Raw genomic sequence first — 21732 nt, forward strand, 5'->3', positions numbered from 1 at the left:
ACGGTCTCTTGCCTTGGATCTTTCACGCGTGCTCGTTACCGTGAGTACATGGCGAACACGTTGGAGAACCTCCGGTTGGCCGTGGCCTGCCTCGTCCTCGCGACCGCCGTCGGGGTTGCCCTCGCGCTCGGCTGACCGTTACACGTCCGGGTGGTTCCGAGTGCGGTCGTGCGCTCGGTCGGGTAGCCGAGGAGGCATGGAACGCGCAGCGGTGGACCGCCTCTACGACTGTGACGTGCTGGACCGCCACGGCCGGCCCATCGGACCGGTCGCGGCCGTGTGGCTGGCCGGTGGCCGCCCGTTGTGGGCCTCGGTGCGCCGGGAGACCGGGACCACGCTCGTGCCGATCCGCGGCGCCCAGGTGCGCGACCGCAGGCTGGTGGTGCCCGTGGACAAGCGCGAGGTGGAGGACGCGCCGAAGGTCGACGACCGGGAGCTGTCCGAGGCCGAGCAGCTGGAACTGCACGACCACTACGGGTTGACGCTGCCCGAGCAGCGCCTGGTGCGCCACGAGCGCCCGGTGGGCGAGGGCGTCAGTGCCACCACCCCGCCACCGCGGCGGGCGAGGCGGCCAGGACGCTGAACCGGGCGAACCGGCCGAGCACGCTCGTGGAGAGGAACAGCCAGGACGACATGCCCGCGAGACCCGCGAGCACGGTGGTGAACATGAACGGCGGCAGGCCGACCACCGAGCTGACCGCGTGCGTGCCGAACATCCAGTGCGGGTGCCGGTGGCAGCGCGCCCGCACCCACTCCAGCCGGGCCCGCCACTTCAGCCGCCACGGCGCCACGGGCTTCGCCGGTTTCTCCTCGCGCCTGAGGAACGCCGGTAAGCGCAGCGAGCCGCGGGCGGCCAGGAAGTAGAACATCTTGCCCAGCACCTGGCCCAGGGCGACCGCGAGCCCGATCCACCACCACGAGATGCCCGGTTGTTGGGTCACCAGGCCGATCACGAAGAGTTCGATGCTGATCAGAGGCATCAACGCGGAGCCGAAGGCCACGCTGAACGTGAGGCACACCCACCCGAACCCGAGCACCCGGCCGAGGCTACCCGCGGGATCAGGGCGTGAGCAGTAGGGCCAACCCCCCGGAAACCCTGATCTCGCGCAGCGGACGCCCGCCGGCGTCGAGCGTGCGCACCGTGCCGTCGGCCTCCCAGTCCGCCTTGCCGTAGAAGCCGATCGAGGCCCGGTCCGCCTCCGGCACCCAGGCGACGCCCCGCGTCGCGCCCGCTTCGCGCAGCCGGCGGGCGGCCGTGGCGAGCAGCCTGCCGCCGTGGCCGCGTCGCCCCCAGCGGGGTTCCACGAGCACGCTCACCAGCGCCGTGGTCGCCGCGTCCGCGGGCAGCGAGCCGTCCGCCCGCGCCACCTCGTCCTCGGGCGCGAGGCCCGCGACGCAGAAGCCGACCGTCCACGCGCCCTCGGCGGCGACGAGCACCTGGCCGCGCCCGACCGCATCGGCCCAGGCCGGCGCGGTCTCCTCCACCTCGATCGACGCCAGGACGTCGGCGGGCACGAGGTCGGCGTAGGCGGTCCGCCAGGTGTCGCGGTGGATGCGGGCGATCTCCGCCACGTCGTCGGGCTGCGCGGTGCGCACGGTGGCGTCGGCCATGCGCACTGTTATAGCCCTCCGGTCCGCCGGGTGGCGGAGGCAGGTCCGCCGAGCCGGCCGCCGCCCGCGCGGGGAGACGACGAGCACGCCGCCCGGAGCCCGCCGTCCTCCCGGTGGGAGCGGACGGCGACCCGCCGTCCGCCCGGTCGGAGCCGACCGCGCCGCCGGGGTGGAGGTGATCCCCGGCGGTCCGGGCGGCAAGATCACCGGGCGGCTTCGGGAAACCGATGCCCGGCGGGTCCGGGTCCGGCCCGGTCCGCGCCCCCTCCGGTCCCGCCGCGGGTGGGGGCGGGTGCGCTGTCCGGGCTACCGTGCGTGACTGTCATACCCCGGTGGGACCATCCAGTCGTGCAGAGAATGAGCGCAGACGTCGCCCGCCGCATCGCGCTGGGCGCACAGGGTTTCGCCGACCCCCGGCCCGCTTCCGCGCCCACCCGCCGGCACCTGCAGAAGGTGCTGTCGCGGATTCGCCTGTTGCAGCTCGACTCGGTGAACGTCGCCGTCCGCGCGCACTACATGCCGCTGTTCAGCCGGCTCGGCGCCTACGCGCCGTCGCTGGTGGACGAGGCCGCGTGGGCGCACAGCGCGCGCAAGCCGCGGCTGCTGGTGGAGTACTGGGCGCACGAGGCGAGCCTGGTGCCGCTGGAGGACTGGGCGCTGCTGCACTCCGGGGCGAAGCGGCCGGGCTGGTGGAAGAACTACACGGCGATCGTCGAGCGCACGCCGCAGCTGGTGGACGACGTGCTGGCCGTGGTGAAGGAGCTGGGCCCGGTCGGCGCGGGCGCGATCGAGAAGGCGCTGGCGGGCGGCGGGCCGCGGGCCAAGGAGCACTGGGGCTGGAACTGGTCCGAGGTCAAGAAGGTGTGCGAGTACCTGTTCGGCGAGGGGGTGCTGACCACGGGGTCGCGGCGCGGCTTCGAGCGGCTGTACGACCTGAGCGAGCGCGTGCTGCCGCCGGAGGCGCTGGCCCGGCGGCTGTCGGTGTCGGCGGAGGAGGGCGCGCGCGAGCTGGTGGCGCGGGCGGCGACGGCGATGGGCGTGGCGACCGAGCCGGACCTGCGCGACTACTACCGCCTCCAGCCCGCGCGCAGCCGGCAGGCGGTGGCGGAGCTGGTGGAGGCCGGGGTGCTGGAGCCGGTCGAGGTGGAGGGCTGGGGCGTCCCCGCGTACCGGCACGTGGAGGCGCGGGTCCCGCGCCGGATCACCGGTCGGGCGCTGCTGTGCCCGTTCGACCCGCTGATCTGGGAACGCGCCCGCACCGAGCGGATCTTCGACTTCTTCTACCGCATCGAGATCTACGTGCCCGCGCCGAAGCGAGTGCACGGGTACTACGTGTTCCCGTTCCTGCTGGACGGCGAGCTGGTGGGCCGGGTGGACCTGAAGGCGGACCGGGCCGCGGGCGTGCTGCGGGTGCAGGCGGCGCACTCCGAGCCGACGGCGGACGTCGGCCGGGTCGCGGTCGAGCTGGCCGCCGAGCTGCGGCACATGGCCGACTGGCTGGAGCTGGACGACGTCCGGGTGGCGCCCAAGGGCGACCTCGCCCCGGCTCTCACGGCGGTCGTCCGGTGAGCGCGTGAGACGTTGGGCTGACAGATGTTGAAATCTGTCAGCCCAACTGGCATGGTGGAGGTCATGACGAACTCCACCGATCGCGTGCTGCCGCGCCGCGCCCTCGGCTCCACCGGTCCCGAGGTGTCGGCGCTCGGCCTGGGCTGCATGGGCATGTCCGACCTCTACGGCCCGGCCGACGAGGCCGAGAGCGTGGCCACCATCCACGCCGCCGTGGACGCGGGCGTGACCCTGCTCGACACCGGCGACTTCTACGGCATGGGCCACAACGAGCTGCTGATCGCGCGGGCGCTGCGCGAGCGCCGGCGCGAGGACGTGGCGATCAGCGTCAAGTTCGGCGCGCTGCGCGACGCGGACGGCGGCTGGCACGGCAACGACGGCAGGCCGGAAGCCGTCCGCAACTTCCTCGCCTACACCCTCCGCCGGCTGGGCACCGACCACGTCGACGTCTACCGGCCCGCCCGGCTCGACCCGGCGGTGCCGATCGAGGAGACCGTCGGCGCGATCAAGGAGGAGGTCGAGAAGGGGCGCGTGCGCCACATCGGCCTGTCCGAGGTGGGCGCGGAGACGCTGCGCCGCGCGCACGCCGTGCACCCCGTCGCCGACCTCCAGATCGAGTACTCGCTCGTGTCCCGGGGCATCGAGCGGTCGATCCTGCCCACCGCGCGCGAGCTGGGCGTCGGGATCACCGCGTACGGCGTGCTGTCGCGCGGCCTGATCTCGGGCCACTGGACCGCGTCCCGGCAGCCGACCGACTTCCGCGCCGTCTCGCCGCGCTTCCAGGGCGACAACCTCGACCACAACCTCGCGCTGGTGGAGGCCCTGCGCGCGGTGGCGGCCGAGAAGGGCGTCACGGTCGCCCAGCTCGCCATCGCCTGGGTGCTGGCGCAGGGCGAGGACATCGTGCCCTTGGTGGGGGCCCGCCGCCGCGACCGCCTGACGGAGGCCCTGGGCGCGCTCGACGTCACGCTCACGGCCGCCGACCTGGCCCGGATCGAGGCCGCCGTGCCGGCCGACGCCGTGGCCGGCGACCGCTACGCGCCCGCCCTGATGGCCCACCTGGACAGCGAGCGCTGACCGCGGTCCACGCACAATGGACCGGACCGGCAGGCGACACCAGGGGGCAGCACGTGGCGGACGGCGCACTGACCGCTGAGGTCATCCTCAGCACCACCGAGGACGTCCTGCGCCGGTACGGCCCGGCCAAGGCGACCGTGGTGGACGTGGCCCGCGCGCTGGGCGTCAGCCACGGCAGCGTCTACCGGCACTTCCCGACCAAGGCGGCGCTGCGGGAGGCCGTCACCCAGCGCTGGCTCGACCGGGCGCACGCCGGGCTCGCCGGAGTGGCCACCGCCGACACCCCCGCGCCGGAGCGCCTGCGCTCCTGGCTCGCCGCCCTGTTCGAGGCCAAGCGCCGGAAGGCGCTGGACGACCCGGAGCTGTTCGCCACGTTCTCGGTGCTGGTGCGGGAGAACAGCGCCGTGGTCGCCGCGCACATCGAGGCCATGGTCGGCGACCTGACCCGGATCGTCGCCGACGGGGTGGCGTCCGGCGACTTCACGACCCCGGACCCGGCCGTGAGCGCCAAGGCGGTGTTCGACGCCACCGCGCGCTTCCACGACCCGGCCCACGCCGCCGAGTGGGCGGGCCCGGACGTCGACGCGGCGTTCGACGCGGTGGTGTCCCTGCTGGTGGCGGGGCTGCGGTCGGCCGGGTGACCGGCTACCGGGAGCTGCTCGCCCGGCCGCTGACGTGGTGGTGGCTCGTCGCCACGGTGGCCACCCGGTTGGCGGTCTGCACGGTCCCGCTCGCCGCGGTGTTCCTGGCCGCCGAGCACACCGGCTCGTACGCCTGGGGCGCGGTCATCGCGGGCGCGTACGCCGCCGGGGAGGCCGTCGCCGCGCCGCGGATGGGCGCCCGCTTCCAGCGCCGGCCGCTGCGGCCGGAGCTGTCCCGCGTCGCGGTGGCCGAGGCGGTCGCGCTGCTCGGCCTGGTCGTGTCGCTGCGGCTCGGCCTGCCGGTCGCCGCCGTGGTGCTCGCGGCGGTGGGCGGCGGGGTGGCCGCCGGGACGTTCGGCGGGCTGCGCACGCTGCTGGTCCGGTCCGCGCCGGACGGCCGGGGGAGCGCCCTGGCGCTCGACGTGATCGTGAACCAGGCGTGCCAGGTCGCGGGTCCGGCGCTGGTGGGCGTCGCGGTGGCGGTGTGGAGCGCCGACGCCGCGCTGCTCGTCGTCGCCGCCGCCCTGCTGGTGACGCCGGTCGTCGCGGGCCGGCTGCCCGGGTCGCTGGGGGCGGAGGGCGACGCGGTCGTGCGCGGGTCCGCGCGCGTCGTGCGGGCGATCTGGCCGGCGGTGGTCGTCGTCACGGTCGTGCTCGCGCTCCAGGCGGCGGTCGAGGTGACGCTGCCGAGCCTGCTGGAGCACCGCGGCGCACCGGCGGCATGGGCCGGCGCGGCGCTGTCCGCCCTGGCCGTGTCCAGCATCGCGGGCAGCTTCCTGTACGGCCTGCGCCGCCGGCCGGGGAACGCGCTGCGGCACACCCTGGTGCTCGCGTCGCTGTTCGCGCTGGTCGTGGTGGCGGTCGGGGTGGTGCGCTCGCCCGTGGCCACCGTCGTGCTGGTGGGCTGCGCGGGGTTCTTCCAGGCCGCCGCGAGCACCGCGCGCAGCCTGACCGTCACCGAGGCCCTGCCCGCCGGCTCGTGGTCGGTCGGCTTCTCGGTGCTCTACTCGTTCGCCGCCGTGGGCTTCACGGCGGCGAGCGTGGTGAGCGCGGTGTTCCTGGCCGCGGGCGACGCCGCCGTGTTCTCGACCGCGCTGGGCGTGGGCGCCTGCGCGGTGTTCGCGCTCGTCGGCGCGGTGGAGCGCGGGACCCGCGGCACGTCCTGAGCGCCGCGGGCCCCGGAGCCGGTCACGCCGTGGTGGCGGTGGTGACCAGGGCGGTGCCGCTGGTGGTCCGGCCGGTGATGAACAGGGCCGGCTCGGTCTCCGGCGGGGTGTCGGAGACGTCCAGGTCGCTGCGCGCCGACCCGGAGTTGGAGGCCAGGTCCACCTGCGCCGACACCCCCGGCCGCACGCCCACCCGGACGTCGCCCGAGCCGGTGCCGAGCTGGATCCGGCCGGCCGCGGCGTCGGCCAGCGTGACGTCGCCGCCGCCCGTGCGCACCTGCACGTCGTCCTGCACGGCCCCGAGCCACACGTCGCCGGTGCCGGTGTAGATGACCGTGTTGCCGCCGATCGCCGACACCTCGACGTCACCGCTGCCGGTCTTGGCCCGCAGCCCGCCCGGCATCGGCCCGAGCCGCAGCTTGCCCGAGCCCGAGTTGACCTGGGACGGCGCGTCCGCCTGGTCGGTGGTCACGTCGCCGGTGCCGGTCTGGATCTCCAGCCGCCCGGCCGCGCCGGTCACGGTGACGTCCGCCGAGCCCGTCTTGGCGATCACGTGCGAGCCGAGCGGAGCGCGCACGGTCACGCTCAGCGGCACCGCGCGCAGCGGCAACGCCTTGGACGCGTGCACCTTCAGACGGGCGCCGGACAGCTCGACCCGGGCGTCCCGCACCGCCTCGGCCGGCCCCGACGGCTGGCCGGGCACCGTGCCGAACTGGTTGTTCACCCAGTTCAGCAGCCCGTTCAGGCCGGCGGTCCAGGACTCGCCCGGCGACGGGTCGTGCCTCAGCTCGACGTGCACGCCCGGCTCGTCCACCAGGTGCACCCGCACCCGGCCGGCGACCAGCGCGACGTCGATCTCCGCCACGCCGTCGACGTCGAAGCCCTGCTGCCGCACCACATCGGATTCCATCGGTCCCCCTCCTCAGCCCTGCACCCAGCCGCGGACCCGCGAGGACGACGACGAGTCGCCGCCCGCCTGGTCCTTCGGCGGTCCCCAGTGCTTGTGCCCGCCGCCGCGCCGCCCGCCGACCGCGCCCTGCACGGCCTGCGCGACGAACGTGTTCAACGACATCCCCTGGGCCGCCGCGGCCTGTTCGGCCTTGGCCTTCAGCTCGTCCAGCAGCCGCAGCGTGACGCGCGTGGCGTCACCGGCGGAGGGCCGGGGAACCTCCTGCGGCTCCGGTTCGTGTTCCTCCCGGGCGGTCGTGCCGGTGACGACCACCCGCACGTCCCGTCCGTCCAACCGCACGTCGACGACGGGGCCGTCGAGGGCCGCGGTGACCTCCGCGGCCAGGTCGGACAACGCGTTCATGAGCGCGAGCCGCGCGGCGGGCTCCAGGGCTGCGGACAGCAGGGCCGCGGTGCGCCGGGTGTTGTCGTCCCCGGCGGACGCGGCCGTCGCGAGGTCCTCGCGCAGTGCTGCGATGTACGGCGACAGATCCATGACACCACCATGACGTCAAATCTGACATCAGTCAAGGCGACCGGTGATGTCGCTCATGACGGCACGCGGCAGGGCCGGCGCGACCGGCGGCTTCGGTTAGGGTTCGGGCCATGGCTGAGACGGTGTCGCCGAAGGTGCAGTTGATCGCGAAGACGGAGTTCTTCCCCCCGGACGGCGTCTCGTGGTCCACCGACGCCGACGGCGGCGAGGCGCTCGCCGAGTTCGCCGGCCGCGCGTGCTACCAGTCCTGGACCAAGCCCAACCCGGCCACCGCCACGAACGCGGGCTACATCAAGCACATCATCGAGGTCGGCCACCTCTCGGTGCTGGAGCACGGCTCGGTCAGCTTCTACCTGACCGGCATCTCCCGGTCGCTCACGCACGAGCTGATCCGGCACCGCCACTTCTCGTACTCGCAGCTGTCCCAGCGCTACGTGCCCGAGCGCAACGCCGCCATGGTCGAGCCGGACGTCATCGCAGGCGACCCCGAGCTGCACGAGAAGTTCCTGGCCGCCGCCCAGGCCAGCGTCGACGCCTACAACGAGCTGCTCAAGGGCCTGGAGGAGAAGTTCTCCGACGTGCCCAGCGCCACCCTCCGCCGCAAGCAGGCCCGCCAGGCGGCCCGCGCGATCCTGCCCAACGCCACCGAGACCCGCATCGTGGTGACCGGCAACTACCGGGCGTGGCGCCACTTCATCGCCATGCGCGCCACCGAGCACGCCGACGTGGAGATCCGCGCCCTGGCCGTGGAGTGCCTGCGCCAGCTGCAGAAGGCGGCGGCCAACGTGTTCGCCGACTTCACCATCTCCACGCTGTCCGACGGCACCGAGGTCGCCTCCAGCCCGCTGGTCACCGAGGGCTGAGGACCCGTGAAGCGGCTGATCGTCGACGTCCGGCCGGGGGAGTACGCGATCGTGCGGCTGCCCGCCGACGCGCCGGTCCCGGCCGGGCTGCTCGACGCGCCGGGCCTGGTCTCGGTGACCAGGACGCCGGAGGAGCTGTCGATCGTGTGCCCGGTCGACCACGCGCCGCCCGCCGACGTCGCGCAGCCCGGCTGGCGGTTGCTGACCGTGCGCGGTCCGCTGGAGTTCACCCTCACGGGCATCATGGCCGCCCTGTCGGGCGAGTTGGCCGCGGCGGGCGTGAGCCTGTTCGCGCTGTCCACTTACGACACCGACCACCTGCTCGTGAAGGCCGGCGACCTGGCCAGGGCGGTGCAGGCGCTGCGTGCGTCGGGTCACGAAGTCACGAAACCGTGAAACCGGATCGGGCGACGGACGGTCTGAAGTAGCGTTCCGCCGGTCCGCGGTCGGGTTTCGAGGAGTGACGGTGACTGGTCCGACACAGGGTGTGAGCGCCCAGCCGCGTGTGATCGCGGGCAGGTACACCCTGCTCGCCGAGCTGGGGCGCGGCGGCATGGGCGTCGTCTGGCGGGCCCAGGACAACGTGATCGGCCGCCAGGTCGCCATCAAGGAGCTGCACCTGCCCGACGGCATCGCGCCGGAGGAGCGCCGCGTGCTGGAGGAGCGGGTGCTCCGCGAGGCGCGCACCGCGGGCCGGCTGAACGACCCCGGCGTGGTCACCGTCTTCGACGTGGTCGCCGAGAGCGGCATGACCTACATCGTCATGGAGTTGGTCGAGGCCGCCACGCTGTCCACTTTGATCAGCGCGCACGGCCCGATGCCGCAGGACCGGGTGGTCGCCATGGCGATCCAGGCGCTGTCCGCGCTGGACTCCGCCCACCAGGCCGGGATCGTGCACCGCGACGTCAAGCCCGGCAACCTCATGGTCACGCCGAACGGCCGGGTCAAGCTCACCGACTTCGGCATCGCCCAGGCCGTGGACGACCCGCGCCTGACCACCAGCGGCAGCCTCATCGGCTCGCCCGCCTACATGTCGCCGGAGCGCATCCACGGCCACGAGGCGTCGCCCGCCTCCGACCTGTGGGCGCTGGGCGCGACGCTGTGCTACGCCGTGGAGGGGGTCAACCCCTACGAGCGCTCGACCACCGCGTCCACCCTGCACGCGATCATGAACGAGATGCCCCGGCTGACCAGGGCGCACGGCGTGCTCGGCGCGGTGATCACCGGCCTGCTGATGCCCGACCCGAACGCCCGGCTGACCGGCCCGCAGGCCCGCGCCATGCTGGAGCGCGCGGTGGCCCAGCCGACGCCGCCCACCGGGTTCGGCGCGCCGCTGCGGCAGACCATGCACTACACCGCTCCGACCGCCGTGCGGAAGCCGTGGCTGAAGGGCGTGCTGATCACCGGGGGCGCGCTGGCGGCGGTCGCGCTGCTGGTCGCGGGCGTGTTCCTCGGCCGGTGGCTGTTCACCGACCAGCCGCCCGCCGCCATGGCCGAGACGGTCACCTACGGCCCCGGCGGCACGATCGAGCCGTCCCAGTTCAAGCCGGGCAGCGGGCAGTGCGGCGACAACCTGGTCGACCCCAACGCCACGGTCAACTACACCGACTGCGACGAGCCGCACCGGACCGAGGTCTTCGCGGCGGCGGAGCCGTTCGGGTCGGACAAGATGCCCTACCCCGGCGACGAGTGGCTCCGCAACTACGCCGAGGACTTCTGCACCATGCACTTCATGTCCGACCGGGTGCCGGTCGAGGACAAGGAGTCGCTGTTCCGCTACGCCGCGGTCGTGCCCACCGCCGGCGTGTGGGCCGAGGACCCGGCGTCGTCCTCCTCGTCGTCGGACAAGCGCTACCGCGACGTCGTGTGCGTGCTGTGGAACAAGGATGGCACGGCCCTGAAGGACCAGGTGTACGCCAAGTAACGTGGTGCCATGGGCGTCGCGCAGGACGAACGCAGGCTGCTGACCGAGCTGTTCGCCGAGGTGGGACCGGACGCGCCCACGCTGTGCGACCCGTGGCGCACGCGTGACCTGGCCGCGCACCTGGTGCTGCGCGAACGGCGTCCGGACGCGGCGGCGGGCATCCTGCTCAAGCCGCTCGCCGGGCACACCCGCCGCGTCCAGGACGCCTACGCCGCCCGGCCCTGGGACGAGCTGGTCGAGCTGGTCCGGGTCGGCCCGCCACGCCTCTCGCCGCAGGCCCTCGCGGACGAGCTGGTGAACGCCGTCGAGTTCTTCGTGCACCACGAGGACGTGCGCCGGGCGCGGGACGGCTGGGAGCCGCGTTCACCCGATCCGGTACGGGACGCGGTGCTGTGGCGGAGGCTCGCGCCGACCGCCCGGCTGATGTACCGCAAGAGCCCGGTCGGGGTGGTGCTGCGCCGCCCGGACGGCGAGGCGGTCGTGGCCAGGCGTGGCGCGAACCCCGTGGTGCTGACCGGGCAGGTCTCGGAATTGCTGGTGCACGTCTTCGGCCGGTCCGCCGCACGGGTGGAGTACGACGGCGAGGAGGACGCCGTGCGGCTGGTGCGCGGCCTCGACCGGAGCATGTAGTCGCAGCTTGCCGAGGGTGACGCGGTAGATTTCCGGCCATGACCGGAAGTCCTACCGCCTCGCCCGGCCGACCCTTCGGCCGCGTGCTCACCGCCATGGTCACCCCGTTCGACGCCGAGGGGGCGGTGGACCTGGGCAAGGCGCAGCGGCTCGCCGAGCACCTGGTCGAGCTGGGCAACGACGGTCTCGTGGTCAACGGCACCACCGGCGAGAGCCCCACCACCAGCGACGCCGAGAAGGCCGACCTGGTCCGCGCCGTGGTCGAGGCGGTCGGCGACCGCGCGACCGTGGTCAGCGGCGCGGGCACGTACGACACCGCGCACAGCGTGCACCTGGCCAAGCAGGCCGAGGCGGCGGGCGCGCACGGGCTGCTCCTGGTCACCCCGTACTACTCGCGGCCCACCCAGGAGGGCGTCCGCGCGCACTTCACCACCGTGGCCGACCAGGTCGGCGTGCCCGTGATGCTGTACGACATCCCGCCGCGCACCGTCATCCCCATCGAGGTGGACACGCTGCTGCGGCTGGCGGAGCACCCGCGCATCGTCGCGGTGAAGGACGCCAAGGGCGACCTGCTCGCGGGCAGCAAGGTCATCGCGGCCACGGACCTGGCCTACTACTCCGGTGACGACCCGCTGAACCTGCCGTGGCTGTCGGTCGGCGCGGTGGGCTTCGTCAGCGTCATCTCGCACATCGCCGCCGACCGGCTGCGCGACCTGCTCGACGCGTTCGAGTCCGGCGACGTCGCCGGCGCGACCGCGATCCACCAGTCGCTGCTGCCGCTGCTGCGGCCCTTCAGCCGGATGCCCGGCGTCACCTACGCCAAGACCGCGCTGCGTTTGCGCGGCCTGGACGTGGGGGATCCGAGGCTGCCACTGGTACCCGCATCAACCGAGGACATCGAGGCCGTCGAGGCCGAATTGGGAGTCAACGCGTGATCAACCCGAGCTCACCCCCGCCCGCACTGCCCGACGGAGGTCTGCGCGTCGTCGCACTGGGCGGCATCGGCGAGGTCGGCCGCAACATGACGGTGTTCGAGCACGCCGGCCGGCTGCTCGTCGTGGACTGCGGCGTCCTGTTCCCGGAGGACGACCAGCCCGGCGTCGACCTGATCCTGCCGGACTTCCGGGCCATCGAGGACCGGCTGGACGACATCGAGGCGCTCGTGCTCACCCACGGGCACGAGGACCACATCGGCGCGGTGCCGTTCCTGCTCAAGCTGCGCCCCGACCTGCCGGTGGTCGGCTCCCGGTTCACCCTGGCGCTGCTCGCGGCCAAGTGCAAGGAGCACCGCCAGACGCCGAAGCTGATGGAGATCACCGACGGCGAGCGGCGCGCGTTCGGGCCGTACGAGCTGGAGTTCTTCGCGGTCAACCACTCCATCCCGGACGCGGTCGCGGTCGCGATCCGGACGGCGGCCGGCCTGGTGCTGCACACCGGCGACATCAAGCTCGACCAGCTCCCGCTGGACGGCAGGCTGACCGACCTGGCCGGGTTCTCCCGGCTCGGCGACGAGGGCGTCGACCTGTTCCTGGTGGACTCCACCAACGCCGAGGTGCCGGGGTTCGTCGCGCCGGAGCGCGAGATCGGGCCGGTGCTGGAGAACGTCGTCCGCAAGGCCAACCAGCGGGTGATCGTGGCCTGCTTCGCCTCCCACGTGCACCGCGTGCAGCAGGTGCTGGACGTGGCCGTGCAGTACGGCCGGCGGGTCGCGCTGGTGGGCCGGTCGATGGTGCGCAACATGGGCATCGCGGCCGAGCTGGGCTACCTCAACGTGCCGGACGGGTTGTTCGTGGACCTCAACGAGGCCATGGACATGCCCGAGGACCAGGTCCTCTTCGTCTCCACCGGGTCGCAGGGCGAGCCGCTGTCGGCGTTGTCGCGCATGGCGCGCGGCGAGCACCGGCAGATCTCGATCCGGGCGGGCGACACGATCGTGCTGGCGTCGTCGCTGATCCCGGGCAACGAGAACGCGGTGTTCGGCGTGGTCAACGGCCTGGCGCGGCTCGGCGCGACGGTGGTGCACCAGGGCAACGCCAAGGTGCACGTGTCCGGCCACTCGCCGGCCGGCGAGCTGCTGTTCCTCTACAACGCCGTGCGACCGTCGAACGTGATGCCGGTGCACGGCGAGTGGCGGCACCTGCGGGCGAACGCGGCGCTGGCCGTGGCCACGGGCGTGAACCCCGACCGGGTCGTCATCGCCGAGGACGGCGTGGTGGTGGACCTGGTCGACGGCAAGGCCGCGATCAGCGGCAAGGTCGAGGTGGGCCACGTCTACGTCGACGGCCTGTCCGTCGGCGACGTCGGCGAGTCCACGCTGTCCGACCGGCTCGTGCTGGGCGAGGGCGGGTTCATCGCGATCACCGTGGCCGTCGACTCCAGCTCCGGCCGGGCGGTCGCGCCGCCGACCGTGTCCGGCCGCGGTTTCTCCGACGACCCGAAGGCGCTGGACCAGGCGATCTCGTTGGTGGAGATGGAGCTGTCCCGCACCGAGGCCGAGGGGATCACCGACTCGCACCGCATCGCCCAGGCCGTGCGCCGGGTGGTGGGCCGCTGGGTCGCCGAGACCTACCGCCGCCGGCCGATGATCGTGCCCACCATCATCCCCGTGGACTGACCGCCCGTGCGCGGGGTGGAGAGGACGTGACGTGGCCGAGGTGCTGCTGTTCCACCACGCGCACGGGTTGACGCCCGGTGTCGCGGCCTTCGCCGAGCAGTTGGCGGAGGCCGGGCACACCGTGCACGTGCCGGACCTGTTCGAGGGACAGGTCTTCGTCGACCTGGGCGACGGCCTGGACTACGCGGAGCGGGTCGGGTACGGCACGATCGCCGGACGCGGCCTCCAGGCGGCCGAAGGGCTGCGCGGCGACGTCGTCTACGCCGGGTTCTCGCTCGGCGTGCTGCCCGCGCAGATGCTGGCCCAGACCAAGCCCGGCGCGGCCGGCGCGCTGCTGTTCAGCGCGTGCGTGCCGGTGTCGGAGTTCGGGTCCGCGTGGCCCGCCACCGTGCCCGTGCAGGTGCACGCCATGGCGGGCGACGAGCTGTTCGTGGACGACGGCGACATCGACGCGGCGCGTGCGCTGGTCGCGGGCGCGGCGGACGGCGAGCTGTTCCTCTACCCCGGCGACCGGCACCTGTTCGCCGACCCCAGCCTGTCGTCCTACGACGAGGTGGCCGCCGTGCTGCTGATGGAACGCGTGCTGGCGTTCCTGAACTAGCCGCCGGCCCGGGGTTCGGTACCACCGGTACACACCTGATCCCTTGGGGTGGAATCGGCCCGACCGGCTGGAAACCGCAGGTCAGGCGGCCCTAGCGTGCCCGCATGGAGTCACGCATGTCGAACGCGCTCAGCCGGGAGCTGGGTGACGCCCTCCGCCAGGCCCGTCGCCGGTCGCGGGTGAAGACCGGGACGTTGATCGAGGAGTTGGGCTGGTCCGCGGGCAAGCTCTCGAAGCTGGAGGGCGGGACGCGCGGCACCAGCCCGACGGACATCGCCCGGTTCGTCGGGCACCTCCGCGCCGAGCCCGACACCTTCGAGCGCATCATGGCGCTGGCGCACGAACCTCCGACGGGCCACTACGTCCGCCCGCACGGCGTCGCGATGCCGGACAGCCTGCGCATCCTGATCATCCACGAGCAGGCCGCCAAGACGATCTGCTGCTACCAGAACCTGTTCATGCCGGGTCTGTTGCAGACTGCCGAGTACGCGCGCTCGCTGATGACCACGGCGAACGCCGACGAGGCCGTCGCGAACCGAATGGAGCGGCAGAGGATCTTCGACCGGCCGGGAGCGCCCAAGGGCCGCTTCTTCATCCACGAAGCCGTCCTGCACAACATGGTCGGTGGCCCTCAGGTGATGTACGAACAGCTACTGCAATTGCTGTTCCGAGGCGGTGTGCGGCTGATCCCGCTGTCGACCTCCATGCCGGTGTCGTTGCGCACGGCTTTCACCTTCATGACGTTCGAGGACTACCTCCCCGTGACCTACGTCGAGCACGGCTCGGAGTCCTTGTTCCTGGACACCGCCGAAGCCACCCGGGCGTATCTGATGTGCTGCAACGACCTCGCACGGGTCGCACTCACTGAGGAACAATCGCGGTCGGCGTTCGCCAGGTGGGCGGACCGATACGACCGGCTCCGGGAGGCCAAAGGTGCGGCTGGAGGAAGCGAAGTGGCGTAAGAGCAGCTACAGCGCCAACGAGGGCACGGATTGCGTCGAGGTGGTGGTCGCGTCCGAGGCCGTGGGCGTGCGGGACTCCAAGAACACCACTCCGCGGTTGGTGTTCAGCCCTGCCGCGTGGCGCGCCTTCCTCGATCGCCTGTAGGCCGGTGGCGCGGTCGTCGGGGACGACCGCGCCGGCCTCAGCCCGACGTCGGCCGCCACGGGCTCCTGCCCGTCGTCGGCCGCGTGGGGTCGTGGAACTTCGGCAGGTCCGGCTCGTCGGGCCGCAGCGGCACCAGGCCCTCGGTGATCGCGCGCATGATCCGCTCGTGCGCCCGCCGCGCGTCGCCGGGCCTGCCGTCCGCCAGCCCGGACAGGTCGACCGGCTTGCCGAAGTGCACCTTGAACGTCGGCCGCCGCCGCAGCCCGCGCACGTAGGACGTGAGGTAGGGCTTGAAGTCCTGCCACCCGCTCACCCGCGTGTTGCCCCAGTAGACGGCTTCGTGCGCGCCCCACTGGCTCACCGGCACCACCGGGATGTCGCCGCTGAGCGCGAGCCTGGCCGCGCCGGTCTTGCCCCGTTCCGGCCACAGCCCGGGGTCCAGGCTGATCCGGCCCTCCGGGTACATGGCGATGGGGTCGCCGCCGCGTTGGAGGGCTTCGACGGTGCGGTGGTAGGCGTCGCCGACGTCCGCCGCCGCGCGGTCCACCCGTAGGTGGCCGGACGCCCGCAGCGCGGGACCCATGATCGGCGCGTCGAGCAGCCCTCCCGCGAGCAGGAAGCGCGGCGCGACACCGATCCTGCGGCACGCCGCGATCAGCACGAACGGGTCGAGGTTGCCGATGTGGTTGGACGCGAGCAGCAGTGGACGTCCCCGGAGGTCCGCCGGGATGTCGCCGGTGACTTCGAGTCGTCCGCTGAGACCGACGAACCCTCGGTCGACGGTGGTCAGCACGCGCCACAGCAGTGGTGTGGGCACGCGCGCAGGCTACGGCGTGTCGAGGTGTCGGCGCACCGGGTTCGGGGCAACCATGGGCGTCGGGCCGCGCACGTCACGTCCCGCCGTGAGCGTTGGGGCTGCTGGGGCGGGAGGGACTACCGTATACACCATGGCCGGCCGAACTGGGACCTCGCGCAAGGGCACGACCCGCCGCTCCGGATCCGGGTCGAAGCCGCGGTCCGGCGGGTCCCGCGCCGGGGCGGCGCGACCGGCGGCCAAGCGGTCGCCTGCCAGACGCGCGCCCGCGAAGCGGTCCTCCGGTTCCGTCGGCCGGGTCTGGGGCGTGCTCGGCCGCGGCGTCGGCTCGGTCGTCCGGGCGGTCGGCCGCGGCAAGGAGCTGGACCCCGCGCACCGCCGCGACGGCCTGGCGCTGCTGCTCATCTCGGTCGCCGTGATCACCGCCGCGGGCGTGTGGTGGCAGGCCGGCGGACCGGTCGGCCAGTGGGTCGACGTCGCCGTCCGCAGCTCCGTCGGCGGCCCCGCGGTGATCGTGCCCGTGGTGCTGCTGGCGATCGGCGTGACGCTGATGCGCACCGACCCCAATCCGGAGGCGCGGCCACGCCTGGTGATCGGCGCGATCCTGGTGGCCGTCGGCTTCCTCGGCGTGTTCCACCTCGCGGGCGGCCTGCCGATGGACCCGGTCGCCCGCCGCGACGCGGGCGGCGCGCTCGGCTACCTCTCCGGCGGGTTCCTCGCCCAGGGCCTCACGCCGTGGGTCGCCGGCCCGCTGCTGGTGCTGATCTTCGGGTACGGCGTGCTGCTGCTGGTGCACGTGCCGGTCCGCGAGGTGCCCGCGCGGCTCGGCGGTCTGCTGCACCGCAGGTCCGACCGGGTCGAGGGGTTCGGCGTCGAGGAGGACGGCGAGCCGGTGGCCGAGGTCGAGGAGAAGCCGGTCAAGCTGCGCCGCCCGTCCCGCAGCCGCCGCCAGGCCGCGACCGCGCCCGACGCCGACGAGCAGCCCGAGCTGCCGCTGGACGAGGAGCCGCCGCCCCCGCCGCCCCCGGTCAGGCCGACGCCCAAGCCGAAGGCGACCCCGGAGACCCCGAAGACGGCCGCGATCGCCGTGCGCGCGGTCGAGGGCGACTACCGCCTGCCGCCGCCGACCATCCTCAAGGACGGCGACGCGCCGAAGGCCCGCAGCAAGGCCAACGACCTCATGATCGAGGCCATCTCCGGCGTGCTCGACCAGTTCTCCATCGACGCGCAGGTCACCGGCTTCACCCGCGGCCCGACGGTCACCCGGTACGAGGTCGAGCTGGGACCCGGCGTGAAGGTCGAGAAGATCACCGCGCTGACCAAGAACATCGCCTACGCGGTGGCCACGGACAACGTGCGGCTGCTCGCGCCCATCCCCGGCAAGTCCGCGGTCGGCATCGAGGTGCCCAACAGCGACCGCGAGATGGTGCGGCTGGGCGACGTGCTCCGCTCGCCGTCCACGGTCAAGGACAACCACCCCATGGTCATCGGGCTGGGCAAGGACATCGAGGGCCACTTCGTCACCGCGAACCTGACCAAGATGCCGCACCTGCTGGTCGCGGGCTCCACGGGTTCCGGCAAGTCGAGCTTCGTCAACTCGATGCTCGTCTCGCTGCTGGCCAGGGCGACGCCGGACGAGGTCCGGATGATCCTGATCGACCCGAAGATGGTCGAGCTGACGCCGTACGAGGGCATCCCGCACCTGATCACGCCCATCATCACCCAGCCGAAGAAGGCCGCCGCCGCGCTGGCCTGGCTGGTCGAGGAGATGGAGCAGCGGTACCAGGACATGCAGGTCAACCGGGTGCGGCACATCGACGACTTCAACCGGAAGGTGCGGTCGGGCGAGATCACCGCGCCGCCCGGCAGCGAACGCGAGTACCGGCCGTACCCCTACATCATGGCGATCGTGGACGAGCTGGCCGACCTGATGATGACCGCGCCGCGCGACGTCGAGGACGCCATCGTCCGGATCACGCAGAAGGCGCGTGCGGCGGGCATCCACCTGGTGCTGGCGACCCAGAGGCCCTCGGTGGACGTGGTGACGGGCCTGATCAAGACGAACGTGCCGTCGCGGCTGGCGTTCGCCACGTCGTCGCTCACCGACTCCCGCGTCATCCTGGACCAGCCGGGCGCGGAGAAGCTGATCGGCATGGGCGACGGCCTGTACCTGCCGATGGGCGCGTCGAAGCCGGTGCGCATCCAGGGCGCGTACGTCGGGGACGACGAGATCGCCGAGATCGTCAACTACACCAAGGACCAGGCGCAGCCCGAGTACACCGACGGCGTGACGGCGGCGAAGGCGGGCGAGAAGAAGGAGATCGACGCCGACATCGGCGACGACCTGGAGCTGCTGATCCAGGCGGCCGAGCTGATCGTCACCTCCCAGTTCGGCTCGACGTCCATGCTCCAGCGCAAGCTGCGGGTCGGGTTCGCCAAGGCGGGCCGGCTCATGGACCTGCTGGAGACGCGTGGCGTGGTGGGGCCGTCGGAGGGCTCGAAGGCCCGCGAGGTGCTGATCAAACCGGACGAGCTGGATTCCGTGGTCTACCTCATCCGCGGCGGCTCCGGGCCGGACGACGAGCCGGAGGACTGAGCCCGCCTCGGTTCCCGGGCGGGTTCGACGTCGAATTCCGGTCGAACATTCCGGTCGAACGGATCGAATTGTCGTATTCACGCCACGCGTTTGACCGGACGTGAAGCGAGCTGCGATAGTTTTTCTTCTCCGCCGCTCCCGACAGATCATCCGGACGCCTTCCGCCGAAGCGTCGAAGCGCTTCGACAGAGGGTGCGACGACGTGGGCAACGATGCCCGGGAAGAAGCGCCATGAAGAGGATGCGTTCAGCCGCTCTCGCGATCGCCCTGGTGGGGTCCCTGCTCGGTGCCACCGGGGTGGCTCAGGCCGCCACCTGGTCGTCCAGCGACCAGTGGGCGACCTGGTCGAACGGCGGGTACACGGTCCGCAACAACATCTGGGGCTCCGGAGCCGGGTTCCAGTCGATCTGGGCGAACTCCTACAGCAACTGGGGCGTGTGGGCGAACCACCCGAACACCGGCGGCGTGAAGTCGTACCCGCACTCGGCGAAGATGGTCAACCGCAAGCTCAGTTCGCTGAGCCGGCTTTCCAGTTCGTTCAACGTGACCCGGCCGGGGGCGGGCGCGTATGCGACGACATATGACATCTGGGCCGACAACCACGCGTACGAGATCATGATCTGGATGAACAAGCAGGGCGCGGTCGGCCCGATCGGGTCGAGGCAGACGACGGTGTCCGTCGGCGGCCACACCTGGGACGTGTACCGCGGTTCGAACGGCTCCAACGCCGTGTTCTCGTTCGTGCGGACGAGCAACACCGACGCCGGCACGGTCGACGTGCTCGCGGTGCTGAAGTGGATCGGGTCGCGCGGCTGGTACGGCGACGTGACCGTCGGCGACGTGCAGTTCGGGTTCGAGATCACGTCGTCGTCGGGCGGCATGGACTTCCGGTCGAACAGCTTCTCGATCACGACCTGACCGCGCCGCCCGTCCCGCCGACCCGGCCGCACCGGGCCGGTGGGACGGGCCGGGGCGTCAGCTCGCGCCGAACTCGCGCACCGCCTGGTAGTACAGGTCGGCCGTGCGGTTGCAGGTCCAGTTGCCCGCGCACTGGTTGTAGAGGTCCGACTTGAACTTGTTGTCGATCGTCAGCCGGGTGGACTCGGTGAACCGGCCCTGCCGCTTGTAGTTGCGGTAGCCGAAGTCGTGCCGGTGGCACGCCGGCAGGAACTTGAACCCGAACGGGTTGTCCGGCGACCACGAGCAGCCGTCCGACGACCAGTCGAGCTGGTCGCTGTACGGCCGCTGCGCGCGCAGCGAGCTGAACTGCGACAGGGTCTTGCTGAAGAGGTAGTCGTCGGTCACGGCGGGCGCGTTGATGGCCGCCTGGCCGACGCCGGCGCCGGCCAGCAGGGCGAGCGAGGCGACCACGACGGCGAACGCGTTGCGCAGGGATTTCGCGAGCACTGTTCTTCCCCTCGGTATTCGGGTTTGAGGGGTTCTTACCGGCGGGGGATCGACGCCCGACAGCCCCGATCGGCTCATACCGCGGCAACGACGGGTGAACGTTGAGCGGACCGCGACCGACCGCACGGGCCGGCGTCGGGGTTCCCGCAGCGCCAAGGGGTGCGCCGACGGCCGCGCGCCCCCCGAGCCGCCGCTGCGCCACCCGGGGGCAGACCGGCTGCGCCACCCCGCCCACCGCGACCGGGCCCGATCGCCCACCGCGTTGCCCGATCCCGGGCAACGCCGGCTCGTCCGCCGAGGCGATCCCGTGCGTCACCCGCCACTTCGCGCAGCCGCACCCCGGTCCACATCGGACCTACGCGCCCGGGGCGCACCCCCGTCGGCGGTAGTACTCCGACACCCACGGCCCGACCAGGCCGACCGCCATCAGGTACCCGAACGCCACCAGGGCCACCACCGGGCCGACCGCCGCGGCCACCGGCGGCACCACCAGCGATTCCACGACGAACACCAGCACCCAGAACAGCAGCCGCTTCACGCCGGACCGCAGCGGGTGCCTGCCGATCGAGCGGTCGTACCGGTATCCGGCGCGCAGGGTCGCCAGCGCGCCCACGAGTGCGATCACGGCGTCCCCCTCCGCCCGCCGCGGGCGACCGGACGCCTCCGCGCGCCGCCGGGGTGGTCGAGCGGGCGAGCCGAACCCCTCAGCACCGGCTCGGACCGCTCGACCGACACCCCCGCCCCGACGTCGGGCACGAGCGCGTTCACCGGACAGGCTCGTCGTGGTCGTCGCCCCGGTCGAGGAACCGCCGGATCGCCGGCTCGTCGGGGAACTCGTCCTCGTCGGTCTCGATGAGACGTTCCGCGATGGGCACCGGTTCCTCCACCCAGGCGGGCCGGAAGTCGTCGCCGGGCAGCAGTTGGTGGCGGCGGGCGAACTCCTCGGCGGCGTCGCGGATCGACTCGCGCAGCGTGCCGATGACCACCGTCTCGGCCGTGTAGGTCAGCTCCACGAGCAGCGCGCGCATCCGGTCGAGCTGGTCCTCCTGGTCGGCGTTGTCCGCCAGCTGCGGCCACAGCCTGCGCTCGAACACCTCCACGAAGTCCGCCGCGATGCCGTCGGTGGCCTGGCGGAGGTTCGCGAACTTGTCGAGCACGTCGTCGCTGGGCACGCTCAGCGCGGCGAGGCGGTTGCCCGCCTCCAGGGCCCACCGGCGCACGTGCGGCCAGCCGCGCCGCCAGCGGACCAGGCCGAGCTGCACGGCGCGGCGCAGCACGCGCGGGCGCACGTCGCCCAGCGGCACCAGGCGGCTGATGTCGCGGACCTTGATCCGGACCCAGTCGTCAGGCCCTTCCTCGTCGCCGACCCCGAGCACCGCCGCGACGCTCGCGCCCTTCTCCCGCGCCCGGACCAGCTCGGCGATGGCGGGCAGCGAGAAGCCGCGGGCCTGGAGGCGTTGGACCAGGGCGAGGCGCTCCACGTGGGAGGCGTCGTAGTAGGCGACGCGGCCCTGCCTGCGGGGCGCGTGCAGCACGCCCTTGGTCTGGTACATGCGGATCGTGCTGCCGGGCAGGCCCACCCGGACCGCCAGCTCGTCGACCGTCAACTGCTCCTGCGCCTGCTCCACGCCACCGATCGTGACGGGTCGGTGTTCGTTGAGTCAAGAC

At 72.8% G+C, this 21732-nt stretch carries 24 protein-coding genes; 16 read left to right on the forward strand and 8 right to left on the reverse strand.

What is annotated here, in order from left to right; genetic code table 11:
- Positions 1-196 precede the first annotated feature (196 nt).
- Positions 197-583: a PRC-barrel domain-containing protein gene (locus ACWEFJ_RS15000; protein ID WP_378084911.1), complete on the forward strand. Its 387-nt coding sequence runs from the start codon at positions 197-199 to the stop codon at positions 581-583.
- Here ACWEFJ_RS15000 and ACWEFJ_RS15005 read toward each other — a convergent pair.
- Both ACWEFJ_RS15005 and ACWEFJ_RS15010 read right to left on the reverse strand, forming a co-directional pair.
- Positions 534-980, reverse strand: a complete 447-nt coding sequence (locus tag ACWEFJ_RS15005; RefSeq protein WP_378085074.1) for a hypothetical protein — start codon at positions 978-980, stop codon at positions 534-536. The genes ACWEFJ_RS15000 and ACWEFJ_RS15005 overlap by 50 nt on opposite strands.
- Positions 981-1059: 79 nt before the next feature.
- On the reverse strand, positions 1060-1611 hold the full coding sequence (locus tag ACWEFJ_RS15010; RefSeq protein ID WP_378084913.1) for a GNAT family N-acetyltransferase: 552 nt from the start codon (positions 1609-1611) through the stop codon (positions 1060-1062).
- 357 nt (positions 1612-1968) lie between these two features.
- Here ACWEFJ_RS15010 and ACWEFJ_RS15015 point away from each other — a divergent pair, with 357 nt between their 5' ends.
- The 4 genes from ACWEFJ_RS15015 (at position 1969) to ACWEFJ_RS15030 (ending at position 6064) form a co-directional block, all read left to right on the forward strand.
- Positions 1969-3180: a winged helix-turn-helix domain-containing protein gene (locus ACWEFJ_RS15015; RefSeq protein WP_449714053.1), complete on the forward strand. Its 1212-nt coding sequence runs from the start codon at positions 1969-1971 to the stop codon at positions 3178-3180.
- A 63-nt stretch (positions 3181-3243) separates the two neighbouring features.
- Positions 3244-4257, forward strand: coding sequence for an aldo/keto reductase (locus tag ACWEFJ_RS15020; RefSeq protein ID WP_449714054.1), 1014 nt, complete (start codon positions 3244-3246; stop codon positions 4255-4257).
- A 53-nt stretch (positions 4258-4310) separates the two neighbouring features.
- Positions 4311-4898, forward strand: a complete 588-nt coding sequence (locus ACWEFJ_RS15025; protein ID WP_378084919.1) for a TetR family transcriptional regulator — start codon at positions 4311-4313, stop codon at positions 4896-4898.
- On the forward strand, positions 4895-6064 hold the full coding sequence (locus ACWEFJ_RS15030) for an MFS transporter (protein WP_449714055.1): 1170 nt from the start codon (positions 4895-4897) through the stop codon (positions 6062-6064). The genes ACWEFJ_RS15025 and ACWEFJ_RS15030 overlap by 4 nt, the downstream gene beginning before the upstream one ends.
- Positions 6065-6086: 22 nt before the next feature.
- On the opposite strand, the gene ACWEFJ_RS15035 is transcribed toward ACWEFJ_RS15030, so the two are convergent.
- Both ACWEFJ_RS15035 and ACWEFJ_RS15040 read right to left on the reverse strand, forming a co-directional pair.
- Complete coding sequence (locus ACWEFJ_RS15035) at positions 6087-6974, reverse strand: DUF4097 family beta strand repeat-containing protein (protein WP_378084923.1); 888 nt, start codon at positions 6972-6974, stop codon at positions 6087-6089.
- A gap of 12 nt (positions 6975-6986) precedes the next feature.
- Complete coding sequence (locus ACWEFJ_RS15040) at positions 6987-7508, reverse strand: toxin-antitoxin system HicB family antitoxin (protein WP_378084925.1); 522 nt, start codon at positions 7506-7508, stop codon at positions 6987-6989.
- Between the two features lie 110 nt (positions 7509-7618).
- Between ACWEFJ_RS15040 and thyX the strand changes: the two genes are divergently transcribed.
- From thyX to ACWEFJ_RS15085, 9 genes are all read left to right on the forward strand, one after another.
- On the forward strand, positions 7619-8371 hold the full coding sequence (gene thyX, locus ACWEFJ_RS15045; RefSeq protein ID WP_449714056.1) for an FAD-dependent thymidylate synthase: 753 nt from the start codon (positions 7619-7621) through the stop codon (positions 8369-8371).
- Between the two features lie 6 nt (positions 8372-8377).
- Entirely contained in the window at positions 8378-8767 is a 390-nt protein-coding gene (locus ACWEFJ_RS15050; RefSeq protein ID WP_449714057.1) for an ACT domain-containing protein, read from the forward strand.
- 70 nt (positions 8768-8837) lie between these two features.
- A complete protein-coding gene (locus ACWEFJ_RS15055) occupies positions 8838-10295 on the forward strand; it encodes a serine/threonine-protein kinase (protein WP_449714058.1) in 1458 nt (485 codons plus the stop codon).
- 9 nt (positions 10296-10304) lie between these two features.
- Positions 10305-10925: a TIGR03085 family metal-binding protein gene (locus ACWEFJ_RS15060; protein ID WP_378084933.1), complete on the forward strand. Its 621-nt coding sequence runs from the start codon at positions 10305-10307 to the stop codon at positions 10923-10925.
- 38 nt (positions 10926-10963) lie between these two features.
- Positions 10964-11860 carry a 4-hydroxy-tetrahydrodipicolinate synthase gene (gene dapA, locus ACWEFJ_RS15065; protein WP_378084935.1) on the forward strand — a complete coding sequence of 299 codons (897 nt, stop codon included), beginning with the start codon at positions 10964-10966 and terminating at the stop codon, positions 11858-11860.
- Positions 11857-13539 carry a ribonuclease J gene (locus ACWEFJ_RS15070; protein ID WP_378084937.1) on the forward strand — a complete coding sequence of 561 codons (1683 nt, stop codon included), beginning with the start codon at positions 11857-11859 and terminating at the stop codon, positions 13537-13539. Before dapA ends, ACWEFJ_RS15070 begins: the two co-directional genes overlap by 4 nt.
- A 31-nt stretch (positions 13540-13570) precedes the next feature.
- On the forward strand, positions 13571-14140 hold the full coding sequence (locus ACWEFJ_RS15075) for a dienelactone hydrolase family protein (RefSeq protein WP_449714059.1): 570 nt from the start codon (positions 13571-13573) through the stop codon (positions 14138-14140).
- 104 nt (positions 14141-14244) lie between these two features.
- On the forward strand, positions 14245-15102 hold the full coding sequence (locus ACWEFJ_RS15080) for a helix-turn-helix domain-containing protein (protein ID WP_449714060.1): 858 nt from the start codon (positions 14245-14247) through the stop codon (positions 15100-15102).
- Complete coding sequence (locus ACWEFJ_RS15085; RefSeq protein WP_449714061.1) at positions 15074-15247, forward strand: DUF397 domain-containing protein; 174 nt, start codon at positions 15074-15076, stop codon at positions 15245-15247. The genes ACWEFJ_RS15080 and ACWEFJ_RS15085 overlap by 29 nt, the downstream gene beginning before the upstream one ends.
- Positions 15248-15284: 37 nt before the next feature.
- Here ACWEFJ_RS15085 and ACWEFJ_RS15090 read toward each other — a convergent pair whose 3' ends face one another.
- Positions 15285-16064, reverse strand: coding sequence for a lysophospholipid acyltransferase family protein (locus ACWEFJ_RS15090; protein WP_449714062.1), 780 nt, complete (start codon positions 16062-16064; stop codon positions 15285-15287).
- Between the two features lie 130 nt (positions 16065-16194).
- Between ACWEFJ_RS15090 and ACWEFJ_RS15095 the strand changes: the two genes are divergently transcribed.
- On the forward strand, positions 16195-18657 hold the full coding sequence (locus tag ACWEFJ_RS15095; RefSeq protein ID WP_378084947.1) for an FtsK/SpoIIIE family DNA translocase: 2463 nt from the start codon (positions 16195-16197) through the stop codon (positions 18655-18657).
- A gap of 240 nt (positions 18658-18897) precedes the next feature.
- Complete coding sequence (locus ACWEFJ_RS15100) at positions 18898-19575, forward strand: glycoside hydrolase family 12 protein (RefSeq protein WP_378084949.1); 678 nt, start codon at positions 18898-18900, stop codon at positions 19573-19575.
- A gap of 57 nt (positions 19576-19632) precedes the next feature.
- On the opposite strand, the gene ACWEFJ_RS15105 is transcribed toward ACWEFJ_RS15100, so the two are convergent.
- The 3 genes from ACWEFJ_RS15105 to ACWEFJ_RS15115 all read right to left on the reverse strand — a co-directional run bounded on the left by ACWEFJ_RS15105 (position 19633) and on the right by ACWEFJ_RS15115 (position 21692).
- The gene (locus ACWEFJ_RS15105; protein WP_449714063.1) at positions 19633-20064 is read right to left on the reverse strand and encodes a phospholipase; all 432 of its coding nucleotides are present in this window, start codon (positions 20062-20064) and stop codon (positions 19633-19635) included.
- A 355-nt stretch (positions 20065-20419) separates the two neighbouring features.
- The gene (locus ACWEFJ_RS15110; protein WP_378084953.1) at positions 20420-20689 is read right to left on the reverse strand and encodes a hypothetical protein; all 270 of its coding nucleotides are present in this window, start codon (positions 20687-20689) and stop codon (positions 20420-20422) included.
- 139 nt (positions 20690-20828) lie between these two features.
- Positions 20829-21692 (reverse strand): MerR family transcriptional regulator, encoded by an 864-nt coding sequence (locus ACWEFJ_RS15115; protein WP_378084955.1) that lies wholly within the window; start codon positions 21690-21692, stop codon positions 20829-20831.
- Positions 21693-21732 lie beyond the last annotated feature (40 nt).

The sequence above is a fragment of the Actinosynnema sp. NPDC004786 genome (assembly GCF_053601135.1).

Coding starts and splice junctions, on each gene's coding strand:
- ACWEFJ_RS15095 (WP_378084947.1), top strand. CDS start 16,195: ATGGCCGGCCGAACTGGGACCTCGCGCAAGGGCACGACCCGCCGCTCC.
- ACWEFJ_RS15040 (WP_378084925.1), bottom strand. CDS start 7,508: ATGGATCTGTCGCCGTACATCGCAGCACTGCGCGAGGACCTCGCGACG.
- ACWEFJ_RS15015 (WP_449714053.1), top strand. CDS start 1,969: ATGAGCGCAGACGTCGCCCGCCGCATCGCGCTGGGCGCACAGGGTTTC.
- ACWEFJ_RS15010 (WP_378084913.1), bottom strand. CDS start 1,611: ATGGCCGACGCCACCGTGCGCACCGCGCAGCCCGACGACGTGGCGGAG.
- ACWEFJ_RS15005 (WP_378085074.1), bottom strand. CDS start 980: ATGCCTCTGATCAGCATCGAACTCTTCGTGATCGGCCTGGTGACCCAA.
- thyX (WP_449714056.1), top strand. CDS start 7,619: ATGGCTGAGACGGTGTCGCCGAAGGTGCAGTTGATCGCGAAGACGGAG.
- dapA (WP_378084935.1), top strand. CDS start 10,964: ATGACCGGAAGTCCTACCGCCTCGCCCGGCCGACCCTTCGGCCGCGTG.
- ACWEFJ_RS15060 (WP_378084933.1), top strand. CDS start 10,305: ATGGGCGTCGCGCAGGACGAACGCAGGCTGCTGACCGAGCTGTTCGCC.
- ACWEFJ_RS15020 (WP_449714054.1), top strand. CDS start 3,244: ATGACGAACTCCACCGATCGCGTGCTGCCGCGCCGCGCCCTCGGCTCC.
- ACWEFJ_RS15000 (WP_378084911.1), top strand. CDS start 197: ATGGAACGCGCAGCGGTGGACCGCCTCTACGACTGTGACGTGCTGGAC.
- ACWEFJ_RS15035 (WP_378084923.1), bottom strand. CDS start 6,974: ATGGAATCCGATGTGGTGCGGCAGCAGGGCTTCGACGTCGACGGCGTG.
- ACWEFJ_RS15080 (WP_449714060.1), top strand. CDS start 14,245: ATGGAGTCACGCATGTCGAACGCGCTCAGCCGGGAGCTGGGTGACGCC.
- ACWEFJ_RS15100 (WP_378084949.1), top strand. CDS start 18,898: ATGCGTTCAGCCGCTCTCGCGATCGCCCTGGTGGGGTCCCTGCTCGGT.